General features: G+C 68.7%; 17 protein-coding genes. 9 read left to right on the plus strand and 8 right to left on the minus strand.

Annotation, left to right across the window (positions count from 1 at the left end):
• Positions 1-74: 74 nt before the first annotated feature.
• The 3 genes from ASD65_RS09330 to ASD65_RS09340 all read left to right on the plus strand — a co-directional run bounded on the left by ASD65_RS09330 (position 75) and on the right by ASD65_RS09340 (position 2,857).
• The gene (locus ASD65_RS09330) at positions 75-1,208 is read left to right on the plus strand and encodes an FAD-dependent oxidoreductase (protein ID WP_056221555.1); all 1,134 of its coding nucleotides are present in this window, start codon (positions 75-77) and stop codon (positions 1,206-1,208) included.
• A gap of 150 nt (positions 1,209-1,358) precedes the next feature.
• Positions 1,359-1,835, plus strand: a complete 477-nt coding sequence (locus tag ASD65_RS09335) for a MarR family winged helix-turn-helix transcriptional regulator (RefSeq protein WP_056221558.1) — start codon at positions 1,359-1,361, stop codon at positions 1,833-1,835.
• Positions 1,836-2,020: 185 nt separating this feature from the next.
• Positions 2,021-2,857: an alpha/beta fold hydrolase gene (locus tag ASD65_RS09340; RefSeq protein WP_056221561.1), complete on the plus strand. Its 837-nt coding sequence runs from the start codon at positions 2,021-2,023 to the stop codon at positions 2,855-2,857.
• A 72-nt stretch (positions 2,858-2,929) separates the two neighbouring features.
• Here the strand turns inward: ASD65_RS09340 and ASD65_RS18760 are convergent, their stop codons facing one another.
• From ASD65_RS18760 to ASD65_RS09360, 4 genes are all read right to left on the minus strand, one after another.
• Positions 2,930-5,221, minus strand: a complete 2,292-nt coding sequence (locus ASD65_RS18760; RefSeq protein WP_162248479.1) for a lamin tail domain-containing protein — start codon at positions 5,219-5,221, stop codon at positions 2,930-2,932.
• A 213-nt stretch (positions 5,222-5,434) separates the two neighbouring features.
• Positions 5,435-7,717 (minus strand): glycoside hydrolase family 3 C-terminal domain-containing protein, encoded by a 2,283-nt coding sequence (locus ASD65_RS09350; RefSeq protein ID WP_056221563.1) that lies wholly within the window; start codon positions 7,715-7,717, stop codon positions 5,435-5,437.
• 28 nt (positions 7,718-7,745) lie between these two features.
• Positions 7,746-8,513 carry a phosphatase PAP2 family protein gene (locus tag ASD65_RS09355; protein WP_056221566.1) on the minus strand — a complete coding sequence of 256 codons (768 nt, stop codon included), beginning with the start codon at positions 8,511-8,513 and terminating at the stop codon, positions 7,746-7,748.
• The gene (locus ASD65_RS09360; protein WP_056221569.1) at positions 8,513-9,811 is read right to left on the minus strand and encodes an MFS transporter; all 1,299 of its coding nucleotides are present in this window, start codon (positions 9,809-9,811) and stop codon (positions 8,513-8,515) included. The genes ASD65_RS09355 and ASD65_RS09360 overlap by 1 nt, the downstream gene beginning before the upstream one ends.
• A 101-nt stretch (positions 9,812-9,912) precedes the next feature.
• On the opposite strand from ASD65_RS09360, the gene ASD65_RS09365 reads away from it, so the two are divergent.
• Positions 9,913-10,515, plus strand: coding sequence for a TetR/AcrR family transcriptional regulator (locus ASD65_RS09365; RefSeq protein WP_056221573.1), 603 nt, complete (start codon positions 9,913-9,915; stop codon positions 10,513-10,515).
• Positions 10,512-12,020, plus strand: a complete 1,509-nt coding sequence (locus ASD65_RS09370) for a carboxylesterase/lipase family protein (protein ID WP_082561663.1) — start codon at positions 10,512-10,514, stop codon at positions 12,018-12,020. Before ASD65_RS09365 ends, ASD65_RS09370 begins: the two co-directional genes overlap by 4 nt.
• 110 nt (positions 12,021-12,130) lie before the next feature.
• Here ASD65_RS09370 and ASD65_RS09375 read toward each other — a convergent pair whose 3' ends face one another.
• The 4 genes from ASD65_RS09375 to ASD65_RS09390 are packed head-to-tail and all read right to left on the minus strand — an operon-like array spanning position 12,131 to position 16,066.
• Entirely contained in the window at positions 12,131-13,117 is a 987-nt protein-coding gene (locus ASD65_RS09375) for an LLM class F420-dependent oxidoreductase (RefSeq protein ID WP_056221575.1), read from the minus strand.
• Between the two features lie 41 nt (positions 13,118-13,158).
• On the minus strand, positions 13,159-14,124 hold the full coding sequence (locus ASD65_RS09380; RefSeq protein WP_082561664.1) for a site-specific DNA-methyltransferase: 966 nt from the start codon (positions 14,122-14,124) through the stop codon (positions 13,159-13,161).
• 13 nt (positions 14,125-14,137) lie between these two features.
• A complete protein-coding gene (locus tag ASD65_RS09385; RefSeq protein ID WP_056221578.1) occupies positions 14,138-15,187 on the minus strand; it encodes a lipoate--protein ligase family protein in 1,050 nt (349 codons plus the stop codon).
• A 30-nt stretch (positions 15,188-15,217) separates the two neighbouring features.
• Positions 15,218-16,066, minus strand: a complete 849-nt coding sequence (locus ASD65_RS09390) for an alpha/beta fold hydrolase (protein ID WP_056221580.1) — start codon at positions 16,064-16,066, stop codon at positions 15,218-15,220.
• 103 nt (positions 16,067-16,169) lie between these two features.
• Here ASD65_RS09390 and ASD65_RS09395 point away from each other — a divergent pair, with 103 nt between their 5' ends.
• From ASD65_RS09395 to ASD65_RS09410, 4 genes are all read left to right on the plus strand, one after another.
• A complete protein-coding gene (locus ASD65_RS09395) occupies positions 16,170-16,628 on the plus strand; it encodes a MarR family winged helix-turn-helix transcriptional regulator (RefSeq protein ID WP_056221583.1) in 459 nt (152 codons plus the stop codon).
• A 5-nt stretch (positions 16,629-16,633) separates the two neighbouring features.
• A complete protein-coding gene (locus tag ASD65_RS09400) occupies positions 16,634-18,001 on the plus strand; it encodes an MFS transporter (RefSeq protein WP_200948709.1) in 1,368 nt (455 codons plus the stop codon).
• 235 nt (positions 18,002-18,236) lie between these two features.
• Complete coding sequence (locus ASD65_RS09405) at positions 18,237-18,431, plus strand: ferredoxin (protein ID WP_056221589.1); 195 nt, start codon at positions 18,237-18,239, stop codon at positions 18,429-18,431.
• On the plus strand, positions 18,428-19,594 hold the full coding sequence (locus tag ASD65_RS09410) for an NAD(P)/FAD-dependent oxidoreductase (RefSeq protein ID WP_056221592.1): 1,167 nt from the start codon (positions 18,428-18,430) through the stop codon (positions 19,592-19,594). Before ASD65_RS09405 ends, ASD65_RS09410 begins: the two co-directional genes overlap by 4 nt.
• Positions 19,595-19,618 lie beyond the last annotated feature (24 nt).

Genomic DNA, 19,618 nt, shown 5'->3' on the forward strand with positions numbered 1-19,618 from the left:
GCGTGGCGACTCGGAAATGACTCCGCCCCGCATCGATGCGGGATCCAAGACCTGACGAAGACGTGGGGAAAGCAATGAGCCGTGGAAGTGTCCTGATCGTCGGCGGAGGCATCGGCGGATTGTCCGCCGCCATCGCGCTGCGCACCGCCGACTACGACGTGACTGTGATCGAACGGCACGCCAATGTGCACTCCTCTGTCTACGGAGTCGGCATCATCCAACCGGCCAACGCGCTGCGCGCTCTGGCGGCCATCGGATGCGCGGAGGCGTGCATGGCAGTCGGCTTTCCCGCACAGGCATGGGGAAGCATGTACGACGTCGACGGCGAATTCCTCCATGAGATGCCCGGCACGCGCATCGAGGGGTCGGATCTCCCACCGATGAACGGGCTCACCCGACCGCAGCTGCACGAGATCCTCACTGATCGGACCGTAGAGGTCGGTGCTGAGATCCGGTACTCCACGACGTTCACGACCCTCTCCCCCGACCACAACGGCGTCGAAGTGACGCTGACCGACGGCAGCACACTGCGCGCGGACTTCGTCGTCGGCGCAGACGGAGTGCGTTCGCAGGTGCGGTCCTATGTCTTGGACGAAGACATCCAGCCGCGCTACATCGGACAGTCCGCGTTCCGCGTGAACATCCCGCGCGAGCCCGAGATCGACCGCATCATCCTGCAGGCGGGACCGGAAGGCATGGCCGGCTTCGTGCCGATCGGACCGGACCTGGCGTACCTCTTCTACAACGCGCAGATGGAACGCGGAGATCGCCCCGATGATGCCGACCTTGCAGCCGTGCTGAAGGCACACCTCGCGCCGTTCGGCGGACTGACCGCGCGCATCCGCGACAACTACATCGACGAGAACAGCGACATCGTTCTCCGTCCCGAAGAGACCCTGATCGCCTCAGCCCCGTGGCACAAGGGACGCATCGTGCTGCTCGGCGACGCCGTCCATGCGATCACGCCCCACCTCGGACAGGGCGCCGCCCAGGCGATCGAGGACGGCGTCGTCCTCGCCGACAGCCTGACCCGCCACGACGACTACGAGGCAGCTTTCGCCGAGTACACGGAACGGAGATACGAGCGGTGCAAGCTGATCGTGGAGACCTCGTTGGCCATCGGCGAATGGGAGATGGGTCGGCTCGAAGACTTCGACAACGTCTCCGCCACGAACCACGTCCTCAAGACCATGGCGCAGCCCATCTAGCCGCCATCCACTCGTCCGGCCGGCGACATCGCCTCCTTGCATCCTCTCCGGCCGGACACTCCTCGTCGCCGTACACCGCGCGTGACCCTGCTCCAGTGGGTCCGGGCGCCGCTGCTACCATGACCACCATGCGCGCTCCAGGTGAATTCCATGGCGCGTAAGTCGAAGGCGGCCGTTCGCCGCGACCTCACCGTCACTTTGCGGGAGCTCGCCTGGACCGTGCACCGCAGAGCACCCGAACGCGCGGGATACGGACCGATCCCCACGACGGAACTGGCACTGCTCAAACAGGTCCTCGACACCCCGGGCGCGACCGTCGGCGAGCTCTCCCAAGCGTTGGGCCTGCGCCAATCGAACACGAGTGCAGCGCTGCGCACGCTGTCGACCCGCGGCTTCATCGTGCGAGAGTCCAGCGCGAGCGACCGCCGCGTCGTGCGGATCATGCCCACCCCGCTCGGCGCGACCGAGCACGCGGCGATCGCCGATGCCTGGGTGAGCCCCATGGAGTCCGCCCTCGCCGAGCTGAGCGACGAGCACCGCGACATCCTGGAGGGCTCGACGGAGGCGCTGCGTGCGCTCGATCGTGCACTGCGCGCCGTGCCGCGCGCGACCGATCCCGTCGGCTGAGCCCGCCCGCCACCGCAATCGCACCGAGCGCACGACCTCGCGCCCGCCGCACGACCTGGCCACCAAGCCGTGCGCTCACGGCCGAGTCGTGCACTCGGCGAGGACGCCCGCCCTTCCGTCGATGCGCCGGGAGTCGTAGCGTCGAAGGTGTCGAGGCATCCGATCCCCTCGACGAAGGAGCGATCGTGGCACGCATCACCGTCGGCACCGACAACTCGACCGACGTCTCGCTGTATTACACCGATCAGGGGTCAGGGTCCCCCGTCGTCCTCATCCACGGGTTCCCCCTCAACGGCGAATCGTGGGGCAAGCAGCAGGCCGCCCTGCTGGAGGCCGGGTACCGCGTCATCGCGTACGACCGCCGCGGTTTCGGAGACTCCAGCAAACCGGGCTCGGGGTACGACTACGACACGTTCGCGGCCGATCTGCACGCGCTCATTCAGCAGCTCGATCTGCGGGATGCCGCACTCGTCGGGTTCTCGATGGGCACCGGCGAGATCGCCCGCTACCTCGGCACCTACGGCAGCGGCCGCGTCGCGAAGGCGGCGTTCTTCGGCTCGCTCGAGCCGTATCTGCTCAAGACCGACGACAACCCGGACGGCGCGGGGCCGCAGGAATTCTTCGACGGCATCGCGGCGGCCGTGCGCGCCGACCGCTACGCGTTCCTGACCGGCTTCCTCCACGACTTCTACAACCTCGACGACAATCTCGGTTCGCGCATCTCGCAGGAGGCGCTCGACGCCAGCGTGCAGGTCGCCAATCACGCCGGCAACACGGCCATCGCCGCGGCCCCGCTGACCTGGCCGACGGACTTCCGCGCCGACATCCCGAAGATCGACGTGCCGGCCCTCATCGTGCACGGCACCGCCGACAACATCCTGCCCATCGATGTGACCGGGCGCCGGTTCCGCGAACTGCTGCCGGATGCGACGTACGTCGAGATCGAGGGCGCTCCGCACGGGATGCTGTGGACCCACGCCGACGAGGTGAACGAGGCGCTGCTCTCCTTCCTCGGGGGGTAGCTCTCCGCGAATTCGCGCCGGTACGACGGATGCCTCGACCCGCGTGGGGTCGAGGCATCCGTCGTCGTCGCGCTAGAGGCTCGCTGCGCGGCGACGACGCAGCAGGAACGCTCCGACGCCCGCGGCCAGGAGCACTCCGCCGGCGATGAGGGCACTCGACGAATCCGCGCCGGTCACGGCGAGACCCTTCGCCGCGGTGACGGTGATGTCGGTCCAGCCGATGAGCGCTCCCTGCGCGTCGAGCACCGCGATCCGGTGCGCGCCGGCGGCCAGGCTCGCGGGGACGGTCACGGTGATGGAGCCCGCGGCACTGACGACGTGCGTGCCGAGTGAGACCGGCGTCGAGTAGATCCACGCCGTGACGGTCTGCCCGGCGTACTGCGCGCCGAGCGCGATCGTGACAGTCGAGCCCGCCGTAGCCGAGGACGGCCCCGACACGGGTCCGCGGGTGGCGTCGGTGAGCTCCGAGGGCGGGACCGGCCCCGTGCCACCGGTCGACGGAAGCGTCGCGGACGGCGTCGGGCTCGGCGTGGCCGTCGGCGTCGGGCTCGGCTCGGTCGGCACTTCGGGCGCCTCGCACGGGAACGTGCCCTGACGCAGGGAGAAGCCGTCGGTGTCGGCGTCGTCCGCGTAGAACGTCGGCTTGGTGCCGTCGGCCGCGCACACCGCGTCGTCAGCGACCGCGAAGCCCTCGTTCGCGATGTTGCCCATGTCGGCCGGGCGGGCGAACAGTCGCGACGGCGTGAACACGCCCTCGGTCAGCTCGTAGAGCGCGGTGCGCCCCTCGCACGCCTCATCGCACACGACCCACAGCGCGGCCAGATCGGCGTCGAACTGCACGTCGGCGACGAGCGCGAACGGCGTGGCGATCGTCGCGATCCGCTGGAACGTGCCGTCGGACTTGAGCGCGTAGGCGTAGACCGAGGCGGTGCCCTCGACGCCGACGAAGAACAGCCCGTCGCCGTGGTCCGGGTAGGTGGCGGGGTCGTAGACCACACCGGTCTTCTCGTCGACGAACCCGCCGTCGACCAGGAACGCATCGGGGACCCAGGTGATGCCCTCGAGCCCGGCGTTGGCCCCGAGTCCGGGGAAGTCGGCCGCGAAGTTCCACTCGTGCGTCGCAGTCAGGCTCGTGGCCGATCCGCTCACGTCGTAGCGCAGCACCGCGGGACGGCTGACCTTGCTGTTGTCGTTGTTGCGCTCGCTCGAGACGTAGATCCCGCCGGACGAGTCGTCGCCGACGACTGTAACGCCCTCCGCATCCACCGTGCCGGTGCCGTCCGCGTAGTGCAGCACCTTGCCGTCGGCCCAGCCGTTCGCGGCATCCGGAGCCCAGCTGTCACCCTCGGCGACGATGCGGTACAGCAGGCCGTCACCGTTCTGGACCGCCCACAGCGTGCCGGGCACTGAAGAGCCGGAGGGCTCCCAGTCCAGGCCGCTGAGGTCGCCGCCGAACGTGGCTTCGTCATCGATCGGAGTCACGGTCGAGCCGCCGAGCCACGCTTCGACGGTGACGACGCCGGGGCACACGTTGGTCGCGCCCTTGGTCGCGTGCGACGTGGTCGTGAACTCGCCGGTGCCGTCGGGGCAGCGACCGTAGGTGGTGGTCGCGTGCGCGGTCCAGGCGTAGGAGTCGATCAGCGTCATGCCGTCGGCGGCGTACAGGCGAACCGAGTCCGCTCCGCCGAGCCCGAAGTCGAAGCCGGTCGGGGCACTCTCCACGGCGAGGTATCCACCGACCGCGATGGTGGAGCCGGTGGGGAAGACGTAGGCGTGGGTGTCGTCGTTGTCGCGCAGCACGAGTCCGCTCACGTCGATGGTCGCGGCGCTCGTGTTGATCAGCTCGACCCAGTCGTTCTCACCGGACGCGGGGTTGCTCTCGACCTCGTTGATCTTGACCGGCATGGCGCAGTCGTTCGGGGCGCCCTTGGTCGAGACGGTGGTGTCGGCGAACGCACCGGTCCCGTCGGGGCAGCGACCGTAGGTCACGATGGCGTGCCCGCTCCAGGCGTACGAGGCGACCGGAGTGGTGCCGTCGGCGGCCACGAGGTTCACCGAGTCAGCGCCGCCGAGACCGAAGTCGAAGCCGTCGGCGGTCGAGGTGGCCTGGTCGATCACGAAGAATCCGCCGGCGGGCACGATCGATCCGGCCGGGAGTAGGTAGGACTCATGGCTGGGGTCGCCGTCCACGAACCCGTAGCCGGAGATGTCCAGCGCCGTCGTGCCGGTGTTGAACACCTCGACCCAGTCGGTGTCGTCGCCGTTGCTCTCGACTTCGTTGATCACGAGCGGCGCAGGCTCGGCGGCCTGCACGGGAGTGGCCAGCAGCGCGGGTGCGACGAGCAGCGCTGCGACGGCAATCACGGCGGCGAATCGCCGGGGCAGCAAGCGAGGAGGGGAATCGGTGAGCATGCGGGGAGGCACCTTCGGACGGGGCGGACAGGACCGTCCGCCACACTGTCCGGCGCACGCGACCGGGAGGTGAACGGCGCATGACCGGCCACCGACCGGAGCGCGAAATGGGAATGCCCCGGTGCCGTACGGCACCGGGGCATCCCCTTTGTTTCTACTGCGAGATCAGGCTCCGGCGGTCGCCGCGTTGGCCATCGCGAGGAGCTGGTCGACCTGCTCCGGACGGAAGTCATCGCCGGCGAGCATGCCGATGCGTCCGATCGGGAAGGACCCCATCATCTTCTGCATGTCGACACCCTCGGGCATGATCGACGACGCGCCCTCCATGGCGGAGGCCATCTGCGCCATCGCCTGCTGCATGATCGGGCCGGCGACCGGGTGCGCGAACACCTCGGCGAGCGACGACTCGCGGTTCAGCAGCATGACGACGGCGTCGCCGGCGACCTCGACGGTCGTGGACGAGCGGATGTCGCGGCTCGACGCGGCGACATCCACCGTGTACGCGCCGCCCTCGACGACCCACCGGTCGGCGCGGACGTTCCAGTACGCCAGGTCGGCACGACGGACCGTGAGGAGCACCTCGCGGCTCTCGCCGGCCTCGAGCGACACCAGCGCGAACGCCTTGAGCTCGCGCTCGGGGCGCTGCACGGCCTCGGAGGCCAGTCCGGTGTACGCCTGCACGACCTCGCGGCCGGCCCGCTTTCCGGTGTTGGTGACCGTGACGCGCACCTCGACATCGCCGTCCGCGTTCACGGATGCCGCGGCATCCCCGTATCCGAACGTCGTGTACGAGAGACCATGCCCGAACGGGAAGGTCACGTCGATCTTGCGCGCGTCGTACCAGCGGTAGCCCACGAACAGTCCCTCGCCGTAGCGGACGTGACCGTCCTCGCCCGGGAAGTTGAGGAATGCCGCGGTGTCCTCCAGGCGCACCGGGATCGTCTCGGTGAGCTTGGCCGACGGGTTGACGTCGCCGTAGAGCACGTCGGCGATGGCACCGCCACCCGCCTGGCCGAGCAGCCAGCCCTCGAGGATCGCGGGAACGCGGTCGGCGAAGGGAAGCGCGACGACGCTGCCGTTCGACAGCACGACGACGGTGTTCGGGTTGACCTCGAGCACGGCGTCGAGCAGCTCGAGCTGCACAGCCGGCAGGTCGATGTGCTCGCGGTCGTAGCCCTCGGACTCCGCCGCGGCCGGGAGGCCGAGGAAGACGACGGCGACATCGTTCTTCGCCGCCAGCGCGACGGCGTCGGCACGCAGTGCCGCGGCATCGCCGGATCCGTTGAGCGTGAAGCCGGGCGCCTGGAAGACGAAGTCCTCGCCCGCCTTGGCCACGATCTCGAGCGCGACCGAGTCGATGCGCGTCGGGTTGATCATCGACGAGCCGGCACCCTGGTAGCGCGGCTGGTCCACGAAGGCACCGATCAGCGCGACCGACTTCTGACCCTGCAGCGGGAGCAGATCGCCGTCGTTCTTCAGTAGCACGATCGAGCGGCCGGCGACCTCACGCGCGAGCGCGTGGTGTGCGTCGACATCGAGCGGACCGGCGACGCGCGGGGTCTCCTTCCAGCGCAGCGCGAGCTTCGCGATACGCGTGGCCGAGACATCCACGACGCTCTCATTGAGCGAGCCGTCCTGCACGGCCGCGACGATCTGCGCGTCGGTGATGCCACCCGAAGACGGCATCTCCAGGTCCATGCCCGCGGCGATCGAGGCGATCCGGTCGTTGACGGCGCCCCAGTCGGAGACGACGAGCCCTTCGAAGCCCCACTCGTTGCGCAGCACCTGCGTGAGCAGGAACGGGTCCTCGGAGGCGAAGACGCCGTTGACCCGGTTGTAGGCGCACATGACCGTGTACGGCTGAGCGTCCTCGACCACACGCTGGAAGCTGCGCAGGTAGATCTCGCGCAGCGGACGGGGGTCGATGTCGCTGGAGGACCGCATGCGGTCGTGCTCCTGGTTGTTGGCCGCGAAGTGCTTGAGAGAAGTGCCGACGCCGGTCGACTGCGTGCCCTGCACGAGGGCGGTGGCCATGACGCTCGAGGCGATCGGGTCTTCCGAGAAGTACTCGAAGTTGCGACCGCACAGCGGCGAGCGCTTGATGTTCACGCCCGGGCCGAGGATGACCGCGACGTCCTCGATGGAGGACTCCACGCCCAGCGCCTCACCGACGCGGTACGCGAGCTCGGTGTCCCACGACGAACCGAGGCCCACTGCGGGCGGGAAGCACGTGGCCGGGACGCTGTCGCCGATACCGAGGTGGTCGGCGCTGCCGCGCTGCTTGCGCAGGCCGTGCGGACCGTCGGTGACCATGACGGACGGGATGCCGGCACGTTCGACGCCCTTGGTGTACCAGAAGCTGGCGCCGCTGGTGAGCGAAGCCTTCTCCTCGAGGGTCAGATCTGCGACGGCTGCCGCAGCGGCATCCTGAATGGTGGTGTCGGTCATGTATTCATCCTTCTTTTTCAATCGTCGATCAGGCAGGGGAGGTCTGGGTGCGGTTGCCGAGGTGCATGAACCATACGGGACGACCGTAGTCGCGCTGGAGGAGCGGCCAGAATGCCCACCACATCAACAGCGCCGCCGAGACGCCCGCGACGAGTCCGAAGATCGTGTCGGACAGCCAGTGCGCGTTGATGAGCGTGCGCTGCCACAGCATTCCCAGCATGAGGAGGGCGCCGATGACCCACCACACCTTGCGCGCCGTGCGGCGGGCCGAGGGGATGAGCGCGGCGATGCCGATCACGAGAGCGCCGGCGCTCACCGCGTGCCCCGAGGGGAACGAGCCGTGGTCGACCTGGAAGAGCGGCCCGAACAGTCCGAGCGCCTCGTCCGTCGCGGGACGAGGGCGATCGACGAGGTTCTTCATCCCCTGGGAGAACAGCCCCGGCCCGACCAGGGTGGTCGTGAGGAAGAAGAGCGCCGAGCGCCAGCGTCCGACGATCGCGAGCCCCACAGGGATGAGGATGACCGTGAGGAGCGCACCCGGCGCCTCGCCGAGGAACTGGAAGAACATCGGCACGGCGGTGGTGTGCAGCGACCCTTCGGTCGACGCGCCCACCAGCGCGCGCCACCAGTCATCCAGCGGCTGCGTGAACGGCGCCGACGGGTTCAGGCCGACGAACAGCCCCATGAGGGCGAATGCCGCGAGAAGCCCCAGCGACCACCACAGCATCGCCTGGGGGCGGCGCACGACGGATGCCGCGGCATCCGCCTGCTGCGCCTGAGCGGTGTCGGCTGCCATCAACGGGATGCCTTGATCGGCCACACCGCGAAGGCACCGAGGATGCTGAGCACGATGCCGACCGGGAATAGACCGGCGAAGCCGACGGTCAGGACGATCGTGCCGGCAACGGTGGGTGCGAGCGTCTGCGGCAGCGTCGCGGCGATGTTGACGACGCCGAGGTCCTTCGCAAACGACTTTGCGGAGGGCAAGACCTGACTCATGAGCGCGGTGTCGACGGCCTGGAACATGCCGAAGCCGAGGCCGGAGATGAAGGTCATGAGCATCCAGCCCTCGATGGTCGGCGAGATCATCGGGACCAGGAACGCGAGACCGACGACGACTGACGAGCCGAAGATGAAGGGCTTACGGCGGCCGACCTTGTCGGAGAGGGGTCCGGAGATGATCGTCGAGATCAGGATGCCGGCGAGGCTCAGAAGGCCGAGAATCGGGATGACGGTGCCGGGATCCTCGATGCCGAGGTAGTCCGTGAGGATGAGGTACTGGTACCCGATCACGGAGAAGTATCCCGTGTAGAGGAGCAGACGGCCCGTGAACGCCCAGAAGAAGTCGGGGTGCTTGACCGGGTTTACCCAGAACGTCCGAAGGAAGTCGCCGAGCTTGAAGGGCTCCGGCTGGATGTCCTTGCTGGAGTAGTCGGGGTTGAAGATCACGAAAAGCGACAGCGCCACGATCGAGATGATCGCGAAGATCACGTAGCCGGCGGCGATGCTGTGCAGGAACATCGAGCCGACGATGGATCCGCCGAGCGCACCGACCATGAGGCCGATACCGGAGAGCGCGGCGAACGTGCCGCGACGAGCGAGCGGGACGCGATCGGGCATGACAGCACTCAGCGGCCCCTGCGCGAAGTTGTAACAGATCTGCACGAGGGTCCACGCGATGACGAAGCCGACGAGCGAGTTCGCGAACGCGAGCCCGACGAGCGCGAGTCCGCCGGCCAGGGATCCGATGATGATCCAGGGAGCGCGACGGCCGAAGCGCGAGCGGGTGCGGTCCGAGATCACGCCCGCGATGGGCTGCGCGAGGATCGAAGCGAATGATCCGATCGTGGTGATGATCAGGAGGTTCAGAATCTTGTTTGCCGAGTCGAACTCGGTGACCTGCGCGGGGAGCAGGATGCCCGGGACAGCACCCCAGATCAGGAAGATGCCGAGGTTTGCGGGGATGATCCACCACAGCAGGCGCCGGACGCCCTTGATGGGAGTGGGCGGATCGTCGTTGCCCGCCGCCTCTTCGATGAAGGCGAGGTCGACGGCATCGACCTCGGGCGCAGCAGAGTCTGACGGCGTTGTCATTGGGATTCCTTCGTTCGGGCAGGGGGCTCCACAGCGAGCTTCGCGAAAACTGTATGCCACTCGGTATTGAAATGCAAGGGTCGGCGGTTTAGGGTCGACGCATGGCACAGCGGGGTTCATATGCGAAAGGCATCGCGAAGCGTGAGGAGATTCTCTCGACGGCGCTCGAGGTGATTGCGCGCGAGGGCTATCGGGGCGCCTCTGTGAAAGAGCTCGCCGAGGCCGTCGGGCTGAGCCAGGCCGGGCTGCTGCACTACTTCGACAGCAAGGACGAGCTGTTCACCGAGATCCTGCGCAAGCGCGATGAGATCGACCTCGAGACCTACCGCACCGAGACGGATGTCGATCCGCTGCGGGTCTTCCTGCGCGTGATGCGGCACAACGCCGAGGTTCCAGGCCTCGTCGAGTTGTACACCCGCTTGAATGCGGAGGCCAGCAACCACGACCATCCTGCACACCGCTTCTTCGCCGAACGCCGCGCGGCGATGCATGCCCTGTTCGACGGCGTCATCGACGAGGGGAAGCGCTCCGGGCGCTATCCCGACGACGTCGACACCGCCACCTTCGGCCTGGTCATCACGGCTGTCGCCGACGGCCTCCAGACCCTCTGGCTGCAGGATCCCACCATTGACATGGCGACCGAGATCGAGCGACTGCTCATATCTCTCGGCGTACTCTCCCCCGAACGGAGCACCACCGCATGAGCACCCCCGCCACCGACGCCGAGGCGATCGATCCCACCCTCGACGGCCCGATCGTCGCCATCGACGCAGGTCGGGTCCGCGGTGTCTGGCGAGACGGCTCCGCCGCCTTCCTCGGCATCCCGTTCGCCGAAGCGCCCGTCGGTCCGCTGCGCTTCGAAGCACCCGTTCCGGTCGCCGCGTGGGACGGCGTGCGCGATGCCACTGAACTGTGCGCGACGCCGCAGCGCAAGCAGCTCGCCGAGATCACGCTGATCCCCGAGCCGTCGATCCCCGGTGACTCGACCCTGAACGTCAACGTCTACACGCCGACCCCCGGTGAGACCACGACAGCGCTGCCGGTGCTCGTGTACATCCACGGCGGCGGCTACACCGCCGGCTCGCCCGCGAGCCCGTGGTACGACGGCCGCTCGTTCAACCGCGACGGTGTCGTGACGGTCTCGATCTCCTACCGCCTCGGCTTCGACGGCTTCGGCTACATCGACGGCGTCCCCTCCAATCGCGGCGTACGCGACTGGCTGCTGGCCCTGGACTGGGTGCAGCGCAACATCGCAGCGTTCGGCGGCGACCCGTCGCGCGTCACGATCTCCGGTCAGTCTGCCGGCGGCGGCGCCGTACTGACGCTGCTCGGCATGCCGTCGGCACAGCACCTGTTCCACTCGGCGTGGAGCCTATCCGGTGCCGTCGGCGACGTGCGCGAGTCGCGGGCGAAGACCTTCGCCGCGACGCTCGCGAAGCTCGCCGGCGTTGAGCCCACCCGCGAGGGCTTCGCCTCATTGCCCGAGACCCGCATCCTCGAGCTCCAGGATGCCGCGTCCAACCCCGACAACCTCGACCCGATGGCCGGCATCGCCTCGATGCTGAAGGACGGTCTGCCGTGGGGTCCGATGATCGACGGCGACCTCATCACTCAGCCGACCTTCGACTCGCTGCGCAGCGGCGTGGGCGGCGACAAGCCGCTCGTGCTGGGCGCCACCGATGACGAGTTCACGATGGCCACGGATGCCGCGAAGAACAAGCTGCGCTTCGTCCCGGCGTCCCTCGTCCTGGGCAAGTTCGTCACCGACAAGGCGACGCGCAAGGGCTACCTCGCCGCCAACAAGGAACAGCGCCGCAAGGGCACCGCGGCCGTGCTCGGCCGCTTCATGACCGACAGCATGTTCCGGGCGCCCATCGTCCGGATCGCCGAGGCTCGCGGCTCGTACCCGACCTGGGTGTATCGATTCGCGTGGGCGTCGCCGAAGCTCGGCTGGGCCGTGCACTGCATCGATGTGCCGTTCTGGTTCGACTGCCTCGACTCCGAGAAGATCGACTACATCGCGGGCGACAACCCGCCGCAGGCCCTGGCCGACGAGGTGCACGGCGCCGCCGTCTCGCTCGTGCGCGAAGGCACTCCAGGGTGGCCCGCATGGTCGAACGACCCCGGCGCGACGCGCGTGTTCGACGCCGACCCCACCACCCCCGAGGTGCTGCCCGACGGCTACGCCTCGGTGCGTCCGCTGGTCTGACGCTCCGTCTCGCTTCGCTCGCCCAACGACCGGTTTCCGCCGGTCGTTGAGCGAGCCGCGCGTCCGGCGGTTGAGCGACGAGCGCGGCGAGGAGACGAACCGCGCCCGCCTCAGCTGAGCGCGGGGATGACCTGATGCTCGAACAGGTCGATGCCGGAGCGGTCGTACGCGTGCTCCGGGAAGTAGTGGATCGCATACGCCAGTCCGCGATCGCGCATGTCCGTCAGCCGTTCGACGATCTGCTCCGGCGTGCCCACCAGCGCAGCCCCACTGCGGTAGTCGCGCATGAAGCCTTCGGTCGCGTCGCCCAGGTAGGGCGCGACCCGTGCCTCGATGGCGTCGATGCGGTCGGCGACCTCAGCCTCGGTGGAGGCGATGACGGTGTTGTAGTTGGCGGAGCGGGTGATCTCGGCGAAGTCGCGGCCGATGGCATCCGTGTGTCCGCGCAGGATCGCGCTCTTGGCCTCGAACGCCTCCGGGGTGCCGCCGAAGTTCGTGTATTGCGCGTACTTCGCCGCGATCCGCAGCGTGACCTTCTCGCCGCCGCCGGCGACCCACAGGGGGATGCCCGGCTTCTGCAGCGGAAGCGGGCGGACGATCGCACCGTCGACCTGGAAGTGCGCGCCGTCGAGCGTCGCCGTGCCGGTGGTCCAGGCCTGCTGCATGATCTCGACGCCTTCGGCCAACGCACCGAGGCGGTCGCCGATGCGCGGGAAGCCGTACCCGTACGCCTTCCACTCGTGCTCGTACCAGCCGCCGCCGATGCCCATCTCGACGCGGCCCCCGGAGATCAGGTCGACTGTGGCGGCGACCTTCGCGAGATAGGCGGGGTTGCGGTAGCCCATGCAGGTGCACATCTGGCCGAGGCGAATCCGGTCCGTGACCGCCGCGAAGGCCGACATCAGCGTCCACGCCTCGTGCGTCGCCTCGTCACTGGGGACCGGCGTGGTGTGGAAATGGTCGTAGACCCACAGCGACTCCCAGGCACCTTCGTCCGCGCGCTGCGCGAGCTCGCGCATCACGCGCCACTGGTCGGCCGGTTCGATGCCGACGAGGTCGTAACGCCAGCCCTGGGGAATGAAGGTTCCGAATCGCATTCCGACAGCCTAGGGGCGACCCGGTCGACGCCCGGCCGCAGCTACACGGACCGACCGACGACCGTGGCCCCCGGCATCCGCTGTGTCATCACGGCGATCGCCTCGGGGTTCTGGTCCACGAGGACCGCTTCTCTGCCGAGGGCTGCGGCCACCGCGCCGGTCGTGCCGCTGCCGGCGAAGAAATCCAGCACGCGGTCGCCGGGGCGGGACGAGGCCTGGATGATCCGCCGCAGGATGCCCTCGGGCTTCTGCGTCGGGTACCCGGTCTTCTCGCGCCCGGACGTGGGCACGATCGTGTGCCACCAGACGTCCGTCGGGAGCTTGCCGCGCTCGGCCTTCTCCGGGGTCACGAGACCGGGAGCCATGTACGGCTCACGGTCGACGGTCTCGGAGTCGAACCAGTACCGCGCCGGGTCCTTGACGTAGACCAGGATCGTGTCGTGCTTGGTCGGCCAGCGCTTGCGCGTCTTCGCGCCGTAGTCGTAGGCCCAGATCAGTTCGTTGAGGAACCGCTCGCGACCGAACAGGGCGTCCATCAGGACTTTCGCATAGTGCGCCTCGCGGTAGTCCAGGTGCACGTAGAGCGTGCCGTCGTCGGCGAGCAGGCGCCAGGCCTCCAGCAGCCGCGGTTCGAGGAAGCCCCAATAGTCGCCGAAGCGGTCGTCGTAGCTGCGCAGATCGCCGCTCAGTCGCTCGTACTCGCGCCCGTGGAACCCGCGCCGCACGATGGTGTCGGCCGCACGCGGTTCGTGAGTCAGTCCCGACGACGCCGGCAGCTCTCCATCGGCCCGGGTTTCCGCGACCGGCCGCGCCCCGTCATCACGCGGAGACTGAATCGTGGACGAGCTACGGGCGGTCTCGACGGTCTTGGTCTGCACGCGACCGGTGTTGAACGGCGGATCCAGGTAGATGAGGGTGAACGAGCCGTCGGCGAAGCCGCGGATCACCTCGAGATTGTCGCCTTCATAGATCGTGACGGATGCCACGGCCACCTGCTCGTCGGTCACGCTGCGCGCCCGGTCACGGGACGCGGTGCAGCCAGGTGTCGGTGGCGAATTTCGACTCGACCAGGGCTTCGGCCTCGGCGTACTCGTCGGCCGTGATCTCGCCGGGCACGGCGCCGTACAGGTTCGCGAACGTGTCGATGAAGCGCTCGATGATCGCCTCGCGCGGCAGCCCGGTCTGGCGGCGCAGCGGATCGACGCGCTTGGCAGCCGAGACCGTGCCCTTGTCGCTGAGCTTCTCGCGACCGATGCGCAGCACCTCGGTCATGACCTGACCGTCCATGTCGTAGCTGAGGGTCGCGTGGTGCAGCACTCCCCCGTTGGCCATGCGCTTCTGCGCGGCCCCGCCGATCTTGCCCTGCGGCGAGGCGATGTCGTTCAGCGGCTGGTAGACCGCGTCGATGCCGAGCGAGCGCAGCGCCTGCAGCACCCAGTCGTCCAGGAAGGCGTACGAATCCGCGAACGTCATGCCCGAGACGAGGGATGCCGGGACGTACAGCGAGTAGGTCACGATCGAGTTCGCGCCCATCATCATGGCGCCGCCGCCGGAGATGCGGCGCACCACGTCGTAGCCGTGGCGCGCGGCGCCCTCGGGGTCGACCTCGTTGCGGTACGACTGAAACGAGCCGATCACGACGGCGGATTCGTTCCACTCCCACAGCCGCAGCGTCGGGTTGCGGCGGCCGTCTCCGACGCGGGCGGTGAGCACCTCGTCCAGCGCCAGGTTCATCCGAGGACTGACCGGCGACTCGTGCACGATCTCCCAGGAGAAGTCGCGCCAGCCGGGGGCGGTCACCAGCGCGCGGCGCACGGCGGTGCCGACCGACTCCGGAGTGAAGCCCAGCAGTTGGGCCCCCTCGGGGAGGGCCGCGCGCACCGCGGCGGCGATCGTGGTGACGTCGGATTCGACCGGCAACCCGTTCACCGCAGCGTCGATGTCGGCCAACGCATCGTCGGGCTCGAGGAAGAAGTCCCCCGCGAGGTGGAAGTCGACGATGCGACCGTCGCGGACGTCGAGATCGACCACCACGAGCTTGCCGCCGGGCACCTTGAATTCGCCGTGCATGGGGTCAAGCGTACGGGCTGGGGCGCGGCGTCAGTCGCGCTCGGGGAACCGGGCGTCGAGCCAGGCGAGAAGGTCGTCGCGGACGTCCTTCTGCTTCACCTCGTTGAAGATCTCGTGGCGCGCGCCGGGGTAGACGAGCGTGGTGACATCGGTGAACCTCGAGCGCGTGCGGTAGTCGTCGGCGAGCTTGTGCACGCTGCGCGGACCGCCGACCGTGTCATCGCGGCCCACCATCAGCAGGGCGGGGATGTCGTAGCCGAGGTTCTTGCGCGGACGACCGAACAGTCGCAGCCCGTCGATCGGGCCGAACAGCTTGAGCAGCGGCTCCTCGGTGGTCAGCGGATCGGCCGCGAAGTCCTCGCCGACCGACGGATCGGACGACAGCCATTCCAGGCCCGTGGCGTCCGGGCCCTTCCACGGCGCATTCAGGGGACCGGCGTTCATCGCGCCCGGCCACCGCTGTGCGGAACCGCTCAGCACGACCGCGTCGTACGCCTCGGGGTGGTCGTTCACGAGGATCTGCGCCAGGAACGAGCCCCACGAGTGCCCGAGCAGCACGAGCGGAAGCGCGGGATTCTCCTCGCGGATGATGCGGGTGAACTGCCACACGGCGGCGACGGCGGCCCGGTGACCGCCCTTGCCGAGATGGCCGAGCTTCGCGGCATCCCCGTGCTGCTTCATCCCGGTGCGACCGTGGCCGCGGTGATCGTCGGCGTAGACCGTGTAGCCGTCCGCGGTGAGCGCATCGATCAAGGCGCCGTAGCGCCCGGCGTGCTCTCCGACGCCGTGCAGCAGCTGCACCACGGCCCGCGGGGTCGTGGCGGCGGGATGGACGTCATAGACGATCGCGACGCCGTCGGCATCGATGAACTCGGGCATGGCCAGGAGCCTATCTGCGTGGCGGCCGACGACACAGTGGAGCGCGCCACAGCACCCCGGTCAATTTTACTTAGCAAGGCTAATGAGCTAGGCTAACTAATCAATGAGTCCTTCCCCAGCTTCCGCAGAGTCCACCACCGACATCGAACTCGGTGCCGCCGCCTCCGACCTGCGCTGGGCGACCTTCCGATTGGCCCGACGCCTGCGTGCCCAGCGCGCGGTCGACTCGATGAGCGACGGTCAGTTCGCCGTGCTGGCGAACCTGAACATGACAGGCCCCCTGACGCTCGGCGAGCTCGCCGAGCGCGAGCGCGTCACCGCGCCGTCGATGAACCGCACGGTCAACTGCCTCGAGGAGTCGGGCTACCTCACCCGCACCCCCGATGAGTCCGACCGCCGCAAGGTGAACATCGACCTGACCGAGTCGGGTCGCGCGGTCGTCGAGGAGACGGTCCGTCGCCGTGATGCCTGGCTCGAATCGGCACTGGCCGACCTCACCCCGCAGGAGCGCGACATCCTCAGCGATGCCGCCAGCGTGATGCGGAAGGTGGCCGACCGATGAGCGCCATGTTCCGTTCGTTCTCGATGTTCAACTACCGCGTCTGGTTCATCGGCGCGATCGTCTCGAACATCGGCGCCTGGATGCAGTCGACCGCCCAGAACTGGGTCGTCCTCACCCAGCTCACCGACAACGACGCCGCTGCCATGGGAATCACGATGGCGCTGCAGTTCGCTCCCCCACTGCTCCTGGTCAGCGTGACGGGATGGGTCGCCGACAAGTTCGACCGGCGCAAGCTTCTGATGGTGACGCAGGCCGTGCTGATGCTGCTCGCGATCGCGCTGGGCCTGATGATCCTCACGGGCCACATGACACTGCCGATCATGTACGGCTTCGCCCTCGCGCTCGGCGTCGTGACGGCGTTCGACAACCCGGCCCGCCAGGCCTTCGTATCCGACCTGGTGTCGCGCGAGAATGCCTCGAACGCGGTCGCCCTCAATGCCGCGTCCTTCAACGGCGCGCGCATGATCGGGCCGGCCGTCGCCGGCATCGTCATCGTCGCCGTCGGCACCGGATGGGTGTTCCTGGCGAACTCCATCACCTTCCTCGCGATGATCGTCGCCCTCATGGTGATCCGCACCAATGAGCTCAACCCGCGCCCGAAGGGCTCCGGTGCGGCGCGCATGGCCGATGGGTTCCGCTACGTCGCGCGGCGACCAGACCTCATCGTCACCTTCGCCATGGTCTTCCTCCTCGGCGCGTTCGGCATGAACTTCCCGATCATCGCGTCGACGATGGCACTGGAGTTCGGCCAGCAGGCCGACGGTTTCGGACTGCTCAGCTCGATCCTCGCGATCGGCTCGCTCGTCGGCGCCTTGATGGCCGCCAGCCGGGATCGCGCCCGCATCCGGGTCGTCGTCGCGGGGATGGCGATGTTCGGCATCGCGGCAACCGTGTCGATCTTCATGCCGTCCTATTGGACATATGCCATCACGCTCATGTTCACCGGCTTCGCAGTCGTGACGACCATGACGACCGCGAACGGGTACGTCCAGACCACCACCGATCCGGCCCTGCGGGGCCGAGTACTGGCGCTCTACATGGCGATCCTCATGGGCGGCACCCCGGTCGGCGCCCCGATCGTCGGCTGGATCGCGGCGGAGTTCGGTCCGCGCGCGGCGATCCTCACGGGTGCCGTGGCCGCGTTCGCCGCGTTCGCGATCGGCGGGATCTGGATGCTCGCGACCGGCCGTCTGCGTCGCCACGAGACCAAGCGCTTCCGGTTGACGATCGATGAGACCCGCCCGCTGACGGTCGTCGCGGCACCGGAGGAGTTCAGCGACGAGGTCGCCGGGACCACCCCGATCCGCCTGCCGCGGGAGCTCTCGCTCGACGACCGCGAGCCCCTGTCGCCGGCCGTGCCCCGCACGAGCTGAACCCGGTCCCCCGCCGCACCCGGCGCGCCGCCGATGTCGCGCCGGGGGCTTCACCCCTTGCACGGCTGCCCCGACCGGGCGCTCGACGTGCAGTCATCCCTGCACCGATTGCACCGTCCCGCGACCCTGGCGTGGTTGTCCAGTCCATGTTCTGAGCGCACCAACCATATGCGGACCGCTGTCGCCCGACTTGAATTGACCGTACGCCACGAGTCGAACAGTCAGAGGAGCACGGATGAGCGTCACGGTCAAGGCTGATGCCTGCGTCGGAGCGGGGCAGTGCGCCCTCGTCGCCCCGGATGTCTTCGATCAGGACGACGACGGCATCGTCATCCTGCTGGAGTCCGACCCGCAAGGCGCCGACCGCACCGCAGCCACCCGCGCGGCGCGACTGTGCCCGGCACGCGCGATCACCGTCAGCGAGCAATGACCACCGCGCGGGTCGGAGCCGTCATCGTCGGAGCCTCGATCGGCGGCCTGACGGCGGCAGAGACACTCCGCGAGGAGGGTTTCGACGGGCACATCATGCTCTTGGGCGATGAACCACACCTCCCCTACAACCGACCGCCGCTGTCCAAGCAGGTCCTGCTCGGCGAGTGGGAGTCGGACGACGCCGCCATCCGAACGGCCGCGGAGCTCGGCAGCCTCGACGTCGAGGTGCGCACATCGTGCCCCGCCACCGGGCTGGACGTCGATGACCGCGTTCTTCACACGGCCTCCGGGCCGATCGCGTTCGATGAGCTGATCATCGCGACCGGCACCGAGCCTCACCGGCATCCCGACCTGCCGGACGCGCACGGCCTGCGCACGATCGATGAGGCGCTCCGCCTCCGCGACGCCTTCCGAAACGCGGACCGTGTGGCCATCATCGGCTCGGGGATCCTCGGGTCCGAGATCGCCAGTGCCGCCCGCCACTTCGGCGCGCAGACGCTGCTGGTGGGCCGAAGCGGCACGCTCAGCTTCGGCGGCGTCGGCACGCTGCTGTCCGAGCAGCTGGCGCAGCTCCACCGCGAGCACGACGTCGAGCTCGCGCTGAACGCCGCCATCGAGCGGGCAGTCGCACTGCCGGACGGCACCGAGATCGCGTTCACCGACGGGACCTCCCGGCGGTTCGATCTCGTCGTGTCCATGATCGGCGGCGCTCCGCGCACTCGATGGCTCGCCGGTTCGTCGCTGACCATCGCGGACGGCATCGTGTGCGATTCCGTTGGTCGGGCAGCACCCGGAATCTCCGCCGTCGGTGACGTCGCCGCCTGGCAGGACCCGCACACCCGTCGCAGCATCCGCGTCGAGCATCAGAGCAACGCGATCGAGCAGGCGATCGCCGTCGCCTGTCGCATCGTCGGCGGCGAGTCGCTCCCGCAGCCGACTCCTCTCTTCTGGTCCGAGATCCACAAGACCCGCATCAACGCCTACGGGTGGTTCGATTCGCGCGGGTCGCTCGTGCCGGACGACGCGACCGCCGATGGCTCCGTCTACACCAGCAGCAGCGACGGGGCCGTCCGCGGCGTCGTCGGCTGGAATGCCTCCCCTCGCGCGTTCCGCCAGGCACGCGCACTCATCCCCGCCCCCGCGCCGTCGCTGGCCGCCTGAACCCTCTGACCGAAGGAGACCCGT

Source organism: Microbacterium sp. Root61 (assembly GCF_001427525.1).
GTDB lineage: Bacteria > Actinomycetota > Actinomycetes > Actinomycetales > Microbacteriaceae > Microbacterium.